The sequence below is a fragment of the Mesorhizobium sp. P2_B5 genome (assembly GCF_056404775.1).
The window spans coordinates 393147-408264 of sequence record NZ_JBFUDJ010000004.1 but is presented as its reverse complement, the minus strand read 5'-3'; the positions used below and the strand labels follow the sequence as shown (position 1 = coordinate 408264).

Annotated in this window: 10 protein-coding genes and 1 pseudogene; 3 read left to right on the top strand and 8 right to left on the bottom strand. The window is 63.0% G+C overall.

The features are described 5' to 3' along the window. Positions 1–177 precede the first annotated feature (177 nt). The gene (locus AC1D1N_RS17535) at positions 178–1563 is read left to right on the top strand and encodes an FAD-binding oxidoreductase (RefSeq protein ID WP_436258702.1); all 1386 of its coding nucleotides are present in this window, start codon (positions 178–180) and stop codon (positions 1561–1563) included. Positions 1564–1576: 13 nt separating this feature from the next. Here the strand turns inward: AC1D1N_RS17535 and AC1D1N_RS17530 are convergent, their stop codons facing one another. Then, positions 1577–2233, bottom strand: coding sequence for a YjbE family putative metal transport protein (locus tag AC1D1N_RS17530; RefSeq protein WP_436258703.1), 657 nt, complete (start codon positions 2231–2233; stop codon positions 1577–1579). A gap of 244 nt (positions 2234–2477) precedes the next feature. On the opposite strand from AC1D1N_RS17530, the gene AC1D1N_RS17525 reads away from it, so the two are divergent. After that, positions 2478–3125 (top strand): ThuA domain-containing protein, encoded by a 648-nt coding sequence (locus AC1D1N_RS17525; protein ID WP_436258704.1) that lies wholly within the window; start codon positions 2478–2480, stop codon positions 3123–3125. A 71-nt stretch (positions 3126–3196) separates the two neighbouring features. Here AC1D1N_RS17525 and AC1D1N_RS17520 read toward each other — a convergent pair. From AC1D1N_RS17520 to AC1D1N_RS17495, 6 genes and pseudogenes are all read right to left on the bottom strand, one after another. Further along, positions 3197–3544: pseudogene (locus AC1D1N_RS17520) on the bottom strand (beta-barrel domain-containing protein); the annotation flags it as partial. A gap of 269 nt (positions 3545–3813) precedes the next feature. Further along, positions 3814–5310: an HlyD family type I secretion periplasmic adaptor subunit gene (locus tag AC1D1N_RS17515; RefSeq protein ID WP_477349960.1), complete on the bottom strand. Its 1497-nt coding sequence runs from the start codon at positions 5308–5310 to the stop codon at positions 3814–3816. A 34-nt stretch (positions 5311–5344) separates the two neighbouring features. Next, positions 5345–7063 carry a type I secretion system permease/ATPase gene (locus tag AC1D1N_RS17510; RefSeq protein WP_436258706.1) on the bottom strand — a complete coding sequence of 573 codons (1719 nt, stop codon included), beginning with the start codon at positions 7061–7063 and terminating at the stop codon, positions 5345–5347. Positions 7064–7169: 106 nt separating this feature from the next. Beyond that, on the bottom strand, positions 7170–10610 hold the full coding sequence (locus tag AC1D1N_RS17505; RefSeq protein ID WP_436258707.1) for a beta strand repeat-containing protein: 3441 nt from the start codon (positions 10608–10610) through the stop codon (positions 7170–7172). 337 nt (positions 10611–10947) lie between these two features. After that, a complete protein-coding gene (locus tag AC1D1N_RS17500; protein ID WP_436258708.1) occupies positions 10948–11595 on the bottom strand; it encodes a LuxR C-terminal-related transcriptional regulator in 648 nt (215 codons plus the stop codon). 186 nt (positions 11596–11781) lie between these two features. After that, entirely contained in the window at positions 11782–12345 is a 564-nt protein-coding gene (locus AC1D1N_RS17495; protein ID WP_436258709.1) for a DUF6931 family protein, read from the bottom strand. 326 nt (positions 12346–12671) lie between these two features. Between AC1D1N_RS17495 and AC1D1N_RS17490 the strand changes: the two genes are divergently transcribed. Next, positions 12672–13208: an OmpA family protein gene (locus AC1D1N_RS17490; protein ID WP_477349956.1), complete on the top strand. Its 537-nt coding sequence runs from the start codon at positions 12672–12674 to the stop codon at positions 13206–13208. Positions 13209–13296: 88 nt separating this feature from the next. On the opposite strand, the gene AC1D1N_RS17485 is transcribed toward AC1D1N_RS17490, so the two are convergent. Then, positions 13297–14910: a caspase family protein gene (locus tag AC1D1N_RS17485; RefSeq protein WP_477349954.1), complete on the bottom strand. Its 1614-nt coding sequence runs from the start codon at positions 14908–14910 to the stop codon at positions 13297–13299. Positions 14911–15118: the final 208 nt, after the last annotated feature.

Here is a 15118-nt window from a genome sequence, read left to right as displayed (position 1 = left end):
TGCCCACGGTCCTGTAGCCGGCGCGCCGCCACGCAACCTCAGACGAAATTTACAGGAAACTTCAGTCGTTTCAACGCGCAATGACAAATTATACCGTGCGTAAATGTAATCAATTGACGCGAAAATTGTCCCGCATCAAAGTCTCGACCGCAGCGAGCAAGCGAATATCCAGGAACCATGACGCAACAGATCGATCAGCTTCTTTCCCAGCTTCAGCCGCGGCTCGACGCCGCCGCTGTTGTCACCGGCAATGCGGTCGATCCGCGCTATGGAGACGATCTCTCCGGCAAGGACGGAAACCGGCCCGAACTGGTCTTGCGTCCGCGCAGCGCCGGCGAAGTCGCCGAGATCCTGCGAGTTTGCAGCGGCCTTGGCCAGAAGCTGGTCGTCCATGGCGGCCGCACCGGGCTGGCCGGCGCCGCGCGCGTGCAGCCGGGCGAAGCGGTTCTGTCGCTGGAGCGCATGACCGTGGTCGAAGCGCCCGACCGCCAGGCGGCAACCATCATCGCGGAAGCCGGCGTGCCGCTGCAAATGGTGCAGGAAGCCGCCGATGCGGCCGGCCTGATGTTCGGCGTCGATATCGGTGCGCGCGGCACCGCGACGGTCGGCGGCAACATCGCCACCAATGCCGGCGGCATCCGCGTGCTGCGCTACGGCATGTACCGCGCCCAGATTCTGGGGCTGGAGGCGGTGCTTGCCGACGGCTCGATCCTGACCTCGCTGCGCGGTCTGGCCAAGGACAATTCGGGATACGATCTCAACCAGCTGTTCATTGGCAGCGAAGGCACGCTGGGTGTGGTCACCCGTGCCTGCCTGCGACTGCATCCGAAGCCCGCCACCGAGGTTGCCGCCTTCTGCGCGCTTGCCTCGCTGGAGGCGGCGATTGCGTTGCTCGGGCTGCTGAAGCAGCGGCTCGGTCCCTTGCTTTCGGCCTATGAAGTGAATTTCTCGCCGCTCTACGGCGCCATGATTGCCGGCATGGACGCGCCGGCGCCGCTGCCTGCCGGCGCGCCCGTCTATGTTCTGGCCGAGATCCAGGGCAACCAGGCCGAGCTGGACGGCGAACGTTTTGCTTCGGTGCTGATGCAGGCCGTCGAGGACGGCGTCGTCGACGATGTGGTCGTCTCGCAATCGCCGCGCGAATTCCGAGCGCTTTGGGACGTACGCGAGGAGGCCAACCGCTTCCTGTTTGCAATCGAGGGCCTGATCGGCGTCGACATCTCCATTCCGCTGTCGACGATGGCGGCTTTCCTGCGCGACGCCGAAGCGGCGATCCGCGCTAGGGACGCCAGCGCCGAGATCTACGTCTTCGGCCACCTCGGCGACTGCAATCTGCACTATCAGGTCGACACCAGGGAGCCAGCGGCCGCCTATGAGATCATCTATCGCGGCGTGGCCGCATGCGGCGGCGCCGTCTCGGCCGAACACGGCATCGGCCTCGACAAGAAGAAATGGCTGAGCCTGGTGCGCAGCGATGCCGAAATATCAGCCATGCGCCGCCTCAAGGCGGCGTTCGACCCGCACAACATCCTCAACCCCGGGCGGATTTTCGACATCGCTTGAATGCTACGCAGGACTAGCTCGCAGCTGACGAAAGCAGCGCGTTGAAGTCGACGGTTCTCACCTGCTCGATGCCGTCCAGCGTCATGTTGCCGGCGACGTAGACGATGATCGCCAGGCCGAGCCAGCCGATCCAGCGGTATCTGGCAAGCAGCGCCGCCACCAGCGTCGAGGCGACAGCCATCAGAATCACCGACAGGATGAGACCGAACACCAGCGCATTCATGTCATGGGCGGCAGCGCCCGCCACGGCCAGCACATTGTCCAGCGACATCGAGACGTCGGCGACCACGATCTGCAGGATCGCCGTGCGCAGCGCCTTGGCCGGCCGCACAGCCGCAAGCGCTGTCGCGGCAGGGTCGGCGTCGGCATCGCTGTCTTCATCGCCGCGGGCGGAACGCAATTCTTGGAACATGTTCCAGCACACCCAGAACAAAAGCATGCCGCCAACCAGCATGATCCCGGGAATTTCCAGCAGCTGCACCGCGATCACGGCAAAGACGACGCGGATCACCGCGGCCGCGGCTATGCCGGCGACGATCGCCTTCTGGCGCAATGCTTTGGCCAGGCCTGCGGCCGCCATGCCGATCACCACGACATTGTCGCCCGAGAGCACGAGGTTGATGGTGATGACTTCCAGATAGGCGGCGACAGTCGTCTGGTCGAAACTCATAAAGCGGTCTCCCCGGAAGGCTCCGGCTGGTTGCGGCGGATCGGACCGATGTCTGCGCAAACGCCAAGACAGCCGATTTGAGTGCGGCCCGACATTGAAACAAGACGCCAGGCGCAGCCAATCGTTCCTCATCCACGGAATTCATCGCCGGATCGATGCTTGCCGACAGAAATGGCTCCATGGAAAGGGAAGACAAAAGCGGTCTGCTTGCCTATCAATGTCGTCGACCAAAGGAGAAACGAGCATGAGCAAGACGGCCCTGATTTTCTGGGGCGGCTGGGAAGGCCACACGCCGGCCCGAAGCGCCGCTGTCGTCGGCGAGATATTGACCGGGCATGGCTTCGAGGTGCGGATAGAACAGGGCACCTCGGCTCTCGCCGATCCGCAGCTTTCGGCAATCGATTTGATCGTCCCGGTGGTCACCATGTCGACGATCGAAAAACCTGAACTGCAGAACCTCGTCGCCGCCGTCAGCGGTGGAACCGGCCTTGCCGGCTTCCACGGCACCATGGGCGACAGTTTTCGCAACGAGCCGGCCTATCACTTCATGACCGGCGGCCAATGGGTCGCCCATCCCGGCGACATCATCGACTACCGCGTCGACATCACCAGCGATGATCCGATCGTCAGAGGTATCGACGGTTTCGCCTACCGTTCCGAGCAGTACTACATGCATGTCGACCCGAGCAACGAGGTGCTCGCCACGACGACGTTTGGCGGCGAGCATCTCGACTTCGTAGACGGCGTCGTCATGCCCGTGGTCTGGAAGCGCCGCTACGGCAAGGGCCGCGTCTTCTTCAGCGCGCTTGGCCACACGGCGGATGAGTTTTCCGTGCCGCAAATGCGCACCATCTTCGAGCGCGGCGTGCTGTGGGCCAGCCGGGCGGCCTGATCCCGGGCCTATCGTCAAGTCGGGCGGCGGTCTTTGTCCGGTCAGTTAAAGAAGTCTTGGACGGCCTGCGGCTATTTTTCCCGCATTGCCCGACGGAAGTTCTGCGTGATCGGCTCGGCGAGGTAAGAAAGCACGGTGCGAGCACCTGTCCGGATCATCGCCTCGCTCGACATGCCGGGCAGCAGCTTGCGGCCCTCCAGCTTGGCGAGCTCGCCCTTGTCGATCAACACGGTCGCGGCGAAGTACGGTGCCCCGCTGCGCTCCTCCACCATGCGGTCGGCCGACACGATCTCCACGACGCCGTCGAGTGGCGGCAGGTTGTAGCGTGCGAAGGCCGGGAAGCTGACGCGCGCGGGCTGTCCGGGGGCGATCGTCTCGACATCCTCTGGTTTGACCATGGCCTCGACCACGCCCATTGGGCAACGTCCCTGCCGTCCAGCAACGCACGCCCCCCGGATGGACGCCAGGCACCGGCCAGTATTCGCGCCAGATCACTGTCGGCGCCTCGGCGGGCGGGTTCACCTGTTCGTGCGAATAGCCATCGTTCAGTTCCGGCGAAGCGGCGCTCCCGACTGCTGGGGCCGCGCTGGCGAAGGGATCGCCAATGCCATAACAATCCAGCCGTATCGTTCGACGGGCGGCTTTTCGGAGGATCGGATGGCGTCGGGATACGGGACAGTGGAAGACTTTAATTCTCCCTGAACCCTCGATTGAGCGAGTCGCGAACCGGCGCCAGCAAATAGTCGAGCAGCGTGTGCTCGCCGGTGAGGATCATGACTTCCGCCGGCATGCCGGGCGACAGCTTGACGTCATGGAGGTTTGAGAGGTCAGCCATATCGACTTTAACCTTGGCGAGAAAATAGGGTTCTCCGGTCCTCTCGTCCGTCAGCCGGTCGGCCGATACCGAGGTGAGCAAGCCGTGGATTTGCGGAAGATGCCGCGTTGGATAGGCCGACAGCACAACGCGTGCCGGCATATCCGGATGCACCATGTCGATATCCCGCGGCTTGATCCGTGAATCGATGACCAGGTTGGACTCATTCGGAACGATATCGAGGAGGGGCTGGCCGCTGGAAATCACGCCAGATTCAGTCGTGACACGCACGTTCATCACTGTTCCCGCGATCGGCGCGACAATGTCAGTCCTGGCCAGCACATCCTGACGCGAGGGCAACTGGCTGCGCAGTTCGGCCAGATCGCCGCGCACCTTGGCGAGGTCCCCATTGGCTTTCTCGGTGTCCTGCTGTCGCAAATTGAGGAGCTGCAGTTCGGTCTCCCCGATCTGCTGGTCGTTGCGCGCGACCTGCGACCGGTTCGATGCCTGGTTCGCCCGGATGTCGGCCTGGGCGCGCTGCAGCGCCAGAATCCGCGGCAGGCGCTCCAGTCCCTGTTTGTACATCTCCTGCGCCGATTGGATCTCCTGGTCGATCAAGCCGAGTTGCTCGGCCTGGGCAGCGATCACGTCCCTCGATCCGGCGCTTTGCTCTTCTATCTGGGCTATGCGCTTTTGCAGGATCTGCTCGCGCCCTTCCCGGCTCGCGAGGCGGCTGTCGAGCAGCGCTTGCTCCTCGACGACCACTTTCCGCACCATCTCGCCGTCGATCGATGTCAGCTCTTTGGGAAAGGTAATTTGGTCTTGCCCGGCAAGCTCCGCGATCAGCCGTGCCTCGGCCGCCAGCAAGCGGACAAAGTGTCCTTGCAGCACGTCGTAGCGCCCTTGCGCATCGGTCGTTTGCATGCTGATCAGTATCTGGCCGGCAGAGACCTTGTCGCCTTCCCGCACATGGATGGTCCCGATGATGCCGCCTTCCAGATGCTGGACGGTCTTGCGGTAGCCGTCCGGGCTGACGACGCCTGCGGCGACGACCGCGCTTGCCAGCAGGGCCATGTCAGACCAGACGGCGATGCCGCCGACAAAGAATATCGCCGAGAAATAGCCGAGCATGCGCGCTGGACGCGTCCTGCGGTTCAGGTCGCGCTTGCTATCGCGATATGCAGGCGAACGCCGCCGGACAAGCCCGACAAGCACGAGCAGGAACAGCGCGGTGGCAGTTGCCGCCAGCGCGGCGCGTGTGGGCACGTCCAGGCTGTCGAAACGGTTCGAAGCCGCGGCAGCCAGATCTCCAGTGGCGACGACCAGCCTGTCCAGCACGTCGCGCAGGCTGGCCATCAGAATGTCCATCATCTTTGACACTTCGCCATATCGGTCGCTCATGGTTTCACTCCGCCGCCTTCAATCTTGCCGGCATTTTGACGGTAGTCTTGTCTTGCTTGGGCGTCGGAACGACAGTCGGTTTGGGCTGGCCGCCCAGCGTGCCCAGCACCTCGTCGCGCGTGCCGAACATCTTGACAGCGCCATCGTGCATGAAAGCGATATGGTCCGCCGTGCGCAAAAGGTTGGTCTGGTGGCTGACGAGAATGACGGTGCAGCCCCGTTCCTTTAAATGGTGAAGGACATTGAACAGAGCCATTTCACCGTCGCTGTCGAGGCCGGTGTTCGGTTCGTCGAGCACGATGAGTGCGGGATTTCCGAACAGGGCCCGGGCGAGGGCGATGCGCTGACGTTGGCCACGCGAGATTCGTATCCCGTGCGGCCCTACCTCGGTTTGATAACCGTTTGGCATCCGCAATATCATCTCGTGAATGCCGGCGAACTGCGCCGCGGCGATGACCGCGGCACTGTCGACATCGCGCAGGCGCGCAATGTTCTCGGCGATCGTCCCGGGAAACAGCTCGACCTGCTGCGGCAGATAACCGATGTGCATCCCCAACTGGTCGCAAGGCCAATTCGCGACCTCCGCCCCATCCAGCCTTACGTGGCCGAGCGACGGGCGCAGCGTTCCCACCATGAGGCGGCAGAGTGTGGTCTTGCCGGAACCCGACGGACCGATCACGCCACAGGTCTCGCCGGCCACGACGTTGAAGGCTACTTTGTTTATCAGCGTCTGTTGCGTACCCGGCGCAGAGTAATAGACGTCCTCGAGTTTCAGCCGCCCTTGCGGGCGCGGCAAGATTACGCCACCGCTCTGCCTGGATCCGGTGTCGGCGAAGAGGCGCATGAGGTTGCGACGCGCAGTGCGAGCGGTGACCAGGCTGCGCCAGGCTCCGATCGAGCGCTCTATCGGCGCCAGCGCGCGGCTGAGCAGGATGGATGCCGCAATCATCGATCCGGCCGTCAGTTCGCCACGCAGGACATAGTAGGCGCCAAGCCCCAGCACGGCCACCTGAAGGGCGAGGCGCAGCGAGCGCGACAGGCTGCCGATGCTGGTCGTGCGCCCGAGAAGCTGCGCCTGGACGGTCATCAACGACTGTTGCTTTTCTTCCCAGCGCTGCAGGGCCGGCTCAGACATGCCGAGCGAGCGGAGCGTCTCGGCGCCGTCGATGTATTGACTGGCCGCAGCCTGATTGCGGCGCAGCCCCAGCATCGCTTCCTGGCCCTTGCGGCGGGTGAGAAAGTCGTTGGCCAGCGCGCCGCAGAACAAAAGGATCGCCCCGACAATTCCGACCAGGCCCAGTGCCGGGTGCAGAAGCCACATGAACGCCAGGAAGACGGGCGTCCACGGCGCATCGAGAAAGGTCAGCATGCCGTCACCGGCAACGAAACCGCGCAGGTCCGCCACGTCTTTCAGGCCGGCCTCGAGGCTGCTGCTCCCCGCGAGGCGAGCCTCCATGGCTCGTTCGATCACCGGGACACTCAGCTGGTCGTCGAGCCATTGGCTGATATGCCCGAGGATCATGCGGCGGGCCTGCTCCAGCAGGCCATAGACGGTGATCGCGCCGATCACCGCCAGGGTGAGCCACATCAGCGTGTCGATCGACCCGCTCGACAGCACCCGGTCGTAGATCTGCAGCATGTAGACGGTGCTGGCGAGCAACAGAATGTTGGCAAGCAGGCTGAAGATGAGCAGGGAGGGCGCCTGGCGCCGCGCCAGATGCATCACCTCCTGAAACTGCGGTCTTGGCTGCGTCACGGATTGCCCCCCGTTGCGATGCTTTGGATTAGGCCCGGCCGGGCGCCAGGGCCGGCGCCCGGCCGGTATCGCGTCAGGCAATGACACCTTCCACGTGGTTGTCGTTGAAGATGCCGGTCCCGTCGATGCCTATGGAGAAGGTGTCGCTCGCTGTGTCGCCGTCGAAATCGGCGATCTGGACAGTAAAGTCGAGTTTCTCGTCGGGCGCCGGCTGCGCCTGGCTGAGGCCGAAGCCGCCGATATCGAAGGTGTTGTTGTCGTTGCCGGTGAGGCCATCCGCGTCGCTGATGTTTTCGATCAGCACGCGGTCGTGGGTTCCGCTCGTGGTCCACGACACCTTGTCGCCGGTGCTCAAGCCGGTGATCGTCAAGGTGCCGTCTGGGTTGACCGTGGCGACCGGAGTATATTGCGTATTGCCCGTCTTGACGACGAAGTCGGTGACCGACGCCGATGTGATGGCGACGGGGCTGTCGTTGGTGAGCCCGTCGACGAAATTCACTCCCGGCTCCGCGGCGGTGCTGAAGGCCGTGATCTTGACGGTCACGGGTCCGACGCCCGGGTTGGTCTGGTTGACCGTGAAGGACGCAGTGTTCGTATTAAACACACCCGTGAAGTCGATATTGGCTTCGACGTCGGCCTCGTTCTGGTCCAGGTTGGGCACGAGGAAGTTCGTGTTCGCGCCGGTGACAAAGGTGATGAAAGCGCCTTCACCGGGGTTGATCTGGTTGCCGTTGACGCCGAACGAGGTGGTGCTGCCGGCCTGGCTGATATTGAGCACATCCTTGGTGTTGATGTTCCCGCCCTGGGACTGGTTCAATGGGTCTTCCCCGATCACCACGATCTGGGTGGAGGTCGGACTGCCGAACGTCATGAACAGATTGCTGCCGGAGGGTGCTCCGGCGAAGCTGAAATTGAGCTCCGCGGGCGGAGGATTCTGAAGGACATCGAAGGTGTAGTTGCCGCCCGACAGGGTCAGCTTGAAGAAATCGATGTCTCCGGCGGTGTGTGTGCCGCTGCTATCGACATCCTTATAGTAGGTAGCGACCGTGTCGCTATTGGTAAGGTCCCTGAGCAAGGTCAGCTGCGAGGACGTGCCATCCAGTATCGTCAGTGTGGCTGGCGAGGCGGTGATGCTATAGGTTGCCGGGCTGTCGGCTCCGACCGAGCCGTTGAGCGACTTGGTCACGGTGCTGCCAGCCGCGAAGTCCACCAGGCCGTCGGCGATGGCCGGGTTGATAGTGGGCGTATCGTCGTCGACCGTGACGATCAGGGCGTTGGCCGCCGCCGCCACCGTGTCGCCGTCGGCGTCGGTGGCACGCAGGAGCGAGCTCAGATTGACCGCCAGGTCGTTCTCCTCGTTGTCCCCGGGTAGGCCGTTGAGCGTCGGATGGTCAAGCTGATCAGCGAGCGTGAAGGTCCAGGCGCCGGTCGTGCCGTTGAGCGCGAAGGTAAACACCGTGTTCGCGCCGGCCGAGGCCGTCAGCGTGTTGCCGACGACGGAGTAGGTCACCGCCACCCCTCCCGAGGTCAGTGCGGGCAGTCCGCTGGTGTTACTATTCAGGCTGAAGGTCAGGGGCGCATCGGCGCCGGAGTTGAACAGCGGCGTCACGCTGCCGGAGGCTACTGTTACCTCGCCGGCCACGTCGCCGGTGCCGCCGGCGATGCCGCCGGGCACCCCGTCCTCGTCGACCGTGCCGGTCTGCTGCGCCTGGCTCGCCGTCGGCGTGTCGTCGTCGACCGTGACGACCAGGGCGTTGGCCGCCGCCGCCACTGTATCGCCGTCGGCGTCGGCGGCGCGCAGGATCGAGCTCAGATTGATCGTCAGGTCGTTCTCCTCGTTGTCCCCGGGCAGGCCGTTGAGCGTTGGATGGTCGAGCTGATCAGCGAGCGTGAAGGTCCAGGCGCCGGTCGTGCCGTTGAGCGCGAAGGTAAACACCGTGTTCGCGCCGGCCGAGGCCGTCAGCGTGTTGCCGACGACGGAGTAGGTCACCGCCACCCCGCCCGAGGTCAGCGCGGGCAGCCCGGTGGTGTCGGTATTGAGGCTGAAGGTCAGCGGCACATCGGTGCCGGAGTTGAACAGCGGGGTCACGCTGCCGGTGGCTACTGTGGCCTGGCCAGCCACGTCGCCGGTGCCGCCGGCGATGCCGCCGGGCACCCCGTCCTCGTCGACCGTGCCGGTCTGCTGCGCCTGGCTCGCCGTCGGGCCGTCGTCTTCGATGACGATCTGCTGGCCGACGAACGTCGACGAGCCGCTGGATGTCACGATGCCGAAGCCGCCGATGTCGAAAGTGTTGTTGTCGTTGCCGTCAACACCATCTGCGTTGCTGATGTTTTCGATCAGCACGCGATTGTGGGTTCCACTCGTCGTCCACGTCACCGTGTCGCCGCTGCTCAGGCCGGTGATGATCAAATCGCCGTTGGCGTCGATCGAAGTGGCCGGAAAATATTGCGTGTTGCCTGTCTTGACGACGACGTTGGCGACCGAGGCCGATGTGATGGTGACATGCGTGTCGTCGGTGAGCCCATCGACGAAATTCGTCCCCGACTGGTTGGCGGTTGTGTAGGCCGTGATCTTGACGGTCACGGGTCCGATGCCGGGATTGGTCTGGTTGACGGTGAAGGACGCCGTGGTTGCAGCGACGACGTCCGTGAAGGCGATGTTGGCTTCGACATCGGCCTCGTTCTGGTCCAGGTTCGGCACGAGGAAGTTCGTGTTCGCGCCCGTGACGTAGGTAATGAATGCGCCTTCGTCGGGGTTGATCTGGTTGCCGTTGACGCCGAACGAGGTTGTGCTGCCGGCCTGGCTGATGTTGAGCACGTCCTTGGTCGTGATGTTTCCGCCCGCGGATTGATTGAGCGGGTCCTTCCCGATCACCACGATCTGGGTGGAGTTCGGATTGCCGAACATCATGAACAGGTTGCTGCCTGAGGGCGCTCCGGCAAAGCCGAAGTTGAGCGTCTCGGTCGCCGCGAGCTTGAGGGTGTTGCCGAGATCGACTGCATCATCCGGGTCGCCGGTGTTGCTATGGAAGATCGGCACGTAGGTGACAATATGGAAAGTCACCGCGTCGCTGGTCTTGCCGGCGTTGATCACGTCCTCCTTGAAGATGACGAAGGCGATCGAGTCAACGCCGTTGACGCCATCGCTGTCATATTTGCCGATTACGGTGTCGCTTCCGTCGGCGTAGAGGAAGATTTCCTTGCCATCGGCGGTTTTGAGCAAGCTATCATCGCCGTCGAGGGCGCCGCCGCTGCCGTCGGTGAAACTAGTGCCGGCGAGCTGGGAACCGGCGGTGGCGTTGACAGTAACCGAGTTCACCTTGGTCGCGACGCCGATGCTGGTCGGGAACGCGGAGCTCAACCCGAGAGTCGTCTGGAGGTAGGTCTGGAACGAAGGCGGTAGCGAGGAATACGCCACATCGGTGTCGGTAAAGCCATCGTCGCTGTCGCCGGTTTGCAGCAAAGCTGTCTGGTCGTTGACGGCCTTGTCGTGGAGATCAAAGGTGATCGACATTGCTGTTCTCCCCAATCGCATGAGTGGCCGCTGAATACCCCCGCCGAAGTGCACCCTGAAGGCGCCCAATCAAAGGGAAGTTCGCGCACTGAATTGCGGCCTTTGAATCTTGATTGTGTCGCCGACGGCGAGCGCCGGTCCATTCTCGCTTCGATAGTATTACGGTTAATGCCCCTGCCTGATCGAACGATATACATCCTTCGACAGATCGAGCCGCGACAGGCGCTCGCGGGCTACCGCGTTGGTTTGGAGGATCGATCGATATGCCGTGGGTTTCCGGCCCGCCACCGGTATCCTGTCGACGCAACCTGGCTTGCCAGCTGGCCGAAGGGAGGGATCAAAGCCCGCTTTTGTGACTTGGTCCCAGATGGTCGGCACGTTCGCCAAAAGTCGCCCAGGCGAGTTCTGCCCTGCTGCCGAGGTGCAGCTTCTCGTAGACGTGATGCAGGTGCATCTTCACCGTGCCTTCGGATACGTGCAGCCGCTGCGCGATGATCTTGTTGCGCAGGCCGCGTGAAACAAGGCCGGCGACTTCCGTCTCGCGTCCAGTAAGCTTCGGCGCGGGCTGAGGCAGCGGTCTCGGCATCAGCAGATGCTGGAGGATGTGGTTGTCGACCCACTTCCGGCCGACTGCCACCGCATTGACGCATTCGACAAGGTAGCTGTGGCTGATGCCGTCCATCAGCAGGCCGTCGGCATCGAGCCCCGGGATTTCGTTGAAGTCCAATCCGCCGTTTGGCTGCAGGATGTAGATGATGCCCAAAGCGCCGCTGGTGGCTCTCAGCCTTGCGGAAAGACCAGCCGTCTGCCGGTCCACAACATCCAACCCTATGATGACAAGATCAGGCCGGTGGCGCTCCACCAAGGGGAGAACCTCGATCGTGTGGTGGCATTCTGCGACAACGCGGTGTCCCGCCTTCCGCAAAACCCACTCCAGACCGGCGAGATAGACCCCCCGCGGGTCCGCTACAACCAGGGTCGACATGCGAACACCGTCCGTAAAAAACGCAACGAACTTTGTTTAATATGTCAAGAAAACCAGAGCTTTGGGCTATTGTCAAGAAATTGCTAATATACCAATATAACCAAGGCTATAAAAGAAAGTCGTGGGCGTTCTCTGCGCGTTCGATAGGCACCACCGAGACGCTCGTGATTGCGCAAGAGAGAGCAATCAGGCTCTGCGCAGCGCTTCGGTTTCGGCCAGATGGATGCCCATTTCGACAAAGGCGGTGAGCACCGAGAAACGATCCGCCACCGCAACCCGCGCCAGTCCGGCCAGAATGCCGGCATTGACGGCATGGGCAGCGGGCAGCGGCCCTAGCCTCGGCCCGTTGGCCTGATCGGCCGAGCCATTGACATGCCGTTGCACCGCCAGCGCGATCCAGCCGGCAGGGGTTTGCTGCCGCGCCATCGCCGCCTCGGCGACAGCCGCCCGGCGGCTTGCATTGCCGGGTTCGCCGACCCACTCCTGGATCAGCGCCAGCGTTTCGAGATCCTGCTCCTCGAGCAGCTCGGTCAGATGATCAAGGCACTCATGGCCCCACCAGATCGCTGCCCGGTCGGGCAGGAGATAGGCGCAAAAGGTGATCGCTTCTTCGGGGATGCGGCCAGCCATCAGCCGGCGGCAGAACTCGAGCGAGGGTTGGTCGGTGGGAACAGCCGTCATGTCCCGGGCAACGGCGCTGTTTGCGGCGAAGAGATCGCGTGCGGTCTGGAATCGAAGCCCGTTGACCATCGCTGCTATTGTCCTCCCCCAAGGGCAGCTCTCACTCAACTCGCCTGCGAGGCGCGGGTCAAGCCTGTCGACCGCCACATGTCCATGACGTTGTTCACAGACAAACGCGCCGCGCTTTGGTATATTCCACAAACAGACCCTTCGATCCGAAAAAAGGCGAAGCCGGCTTTCGGAGAAGATTTGGGCCGAACGGAACATGGAGCCTGACCGTCTTGGTCCGACGGATCGGGCTTTGGTGACATCGGAAGCTCAGAGCAATTCCAGGAAGAAGCGGCTTTCCGTCCGGAATTGCGACGAAACAATGAGTCAGAGCAGGAGTAACCGTCATGCAGCGGGGCAGTTTAGTCTTAGTGTTGGCGGCCGTGCTTTTCTCCACGCACGCTTATGCCGACCCACTTCAGAAATCGGAAGACATCGTGAAGTTTTTTGCCGGCGCGATCGATCACGGCGCGGCGCGCGGGATCTGCGTCGGCACCGAGGATGAGTGCAAGAGCAAGACCGGCCAGAAAGATAAGCCGTCGGAGAAGGCCAGCCTCGATATGCTGATCAATTTCAGCCTGGATTCGTCCGAGCTCGACGCCAAGGCGCGCAGCGAACTCGGCGAGTTCGCCAGGGCGCTGAAGGACGATCGGCTGAGCAAGCTGTCCTTCGTCGTCGAAGGCTATACCGACGCGTCCGGCTCGGCGAACTACAATGAGGGCCTGTCGCAGCGCAGGGCGCAATCGGTGACGGCTTTCCTGGAATCCAACGGCATCGAGTCCACGCGTATCACGGCGGTCGGGCTGGGCGAGGCCAATCCGCGCAATCCCGACCCCTACGATCCCGTCAACCGCCGGGTCGAGATGCGGATCAAGGCGCAGTAGCTTCGCTGGCTGCGTCTTTCGGCCGTGACTAAACACAACGCCGCGCGTCCAGTGGACACGCGGCGTTTTTGTCGTTTGACGTGATCGATCAGTTCTTGAGCACGCCGCCGACCGCTACGCCGGTGCCGAAGATCAGCGCCTTGGTCAGGAAATCATTGTTGTCCTGCGGCGGCGGTCCTTCCTCGCGCACGACCTCGCGGTTGCGCCTTTTCTGCACGAACTGCTGTTGTCCGCGCGGCTTCTGGGCGTACTGCTTCTTGCGCGGTTTCTCCGCCACCGGCTTCAGCGTGCGGGCCTTTTGCACCACCTGTTTCTTCGGCTTGTTTACGCCGGCCTGGTCGGCCTCATGCTTGGCGCGCACGGCCTCCATCATCGGATCGGTCTGGATCTCCAGGAACGCCAGCTGCTCACGCGTCAGGAAAGTGGTCGGGGGCAGCCCGTTCTCCTCTTGCCAGTCGCCGATCGCTTGCCGGGTCTTGGCGCCGATGTTGCCGTCGACGCGGCCAAGCTCGTTGCCCAGCGCCTCGACGCGCAATTGCAGGTCGATGCGGCCCTGGCGATCGAGACCGATGGCGTTCTCTGTCTCCGCGGTGCCGAGCACCTTCTTCATGTCGTCCGAAATGCCGACCGAGGTGCGCACGGCAGATCCGGGGTTCGCTTCGGCAGCATCAAGCGCGGCTACTTCCCGTTCCTGGGCTTTCGGATCCTTCAGCGCGTCGATGTTCAGCCGCGCCACCGTGGCGAAGCGGCCGTTCGGGAACTGTTCGAGATAGGCTTCGTAAAACGGCGCGGTGTTGCGCTTCGAGGCCTCGTCCCACAGCCGCTGCTCGACCTCCCAGGACGGAGGTTCACCAACGACCAGGGCGGGAGCGGCTGCTGCCGCGGCGCCGGCTGCGTCGGTGGTTGGCTTTGCCGCGGGCGCCGCCGCCACGACGGGCTTTCCAATGAAGACCTCGCGGCCCAGCGATGCGTTGTGCCAGGGCCGCTGGCGGCCTTGGGTGGTCTCGGTCACTTCGCCGCGCACGCGGGTCAGCGCGCTCTGGATCTCAATACCAGGTTCGGTCAGGTGTCTGGCGAGTGCGGTGGAGTAGGGGCTGTTGACGCCGTTGCCGTCGAAGGCGATGGCGCCCGGATCCGTGGCATAGGCAATCAGGATGCCGCCTGTGCCGACACCTTCCGATTTTGCTTCGATCGGCGCCAGGCCGGAGCCCAGCGAGCGCGTCTTCGGCAGCGAGGCAGCCAGCGTCCTTGCCAGCGGATTGTCGCGGCAGGCATCGAGGATGATGACGCCGACCGCCGGGTCGGGCGGCAAGGCGGCCATGAAGTCGTCGATCTGGACGGTGCGGGTCTTGAGATAGGCCGGCGATGTCAGCTCGGCGTCGACCGGGATCAGGAAGTTCTTGCCGTCGACCTGCATGCCGTGGCCGGCATAGAAAATGACGGCGAGGTCGGCATCGTAGGACTGCTCGGTGAACTTGCTGATCAGGCCGTGCATGCTGGCATTGTCCTGGTCGACGCCCTCGATCACCTCGAAGCCGGCATTGCGCAGCGTCGATGCGATGAGATGCGCGTCATTGGCCGGGTTGGGCAGCTCGACGGCATGGACGTATTTACTGTTGCCGATGACCAGCGCGACGCGTTTGGCGCCTGGTGCGCCGGCATCCGGGACTGCAGCCTGGACGGTGCCAAGCGCGGTCAGCATTAAAAGAAAAAATCCGCTCAAAAGGACGGCAAACGCTTTCATAGGATCAGCCCTCCGCCCCAATGGGGCGCGTTATTGATGTCTGCGCATGCTAAATTCCAACAGCGACACTGTCGCTTCTGCCAAAATGGCTCTTGGGCGTATGTGATCCCAACCACAGTTTTGGTTCACGACGGACCCAAAAAAGCTCTCTAAATACCCGCTAATA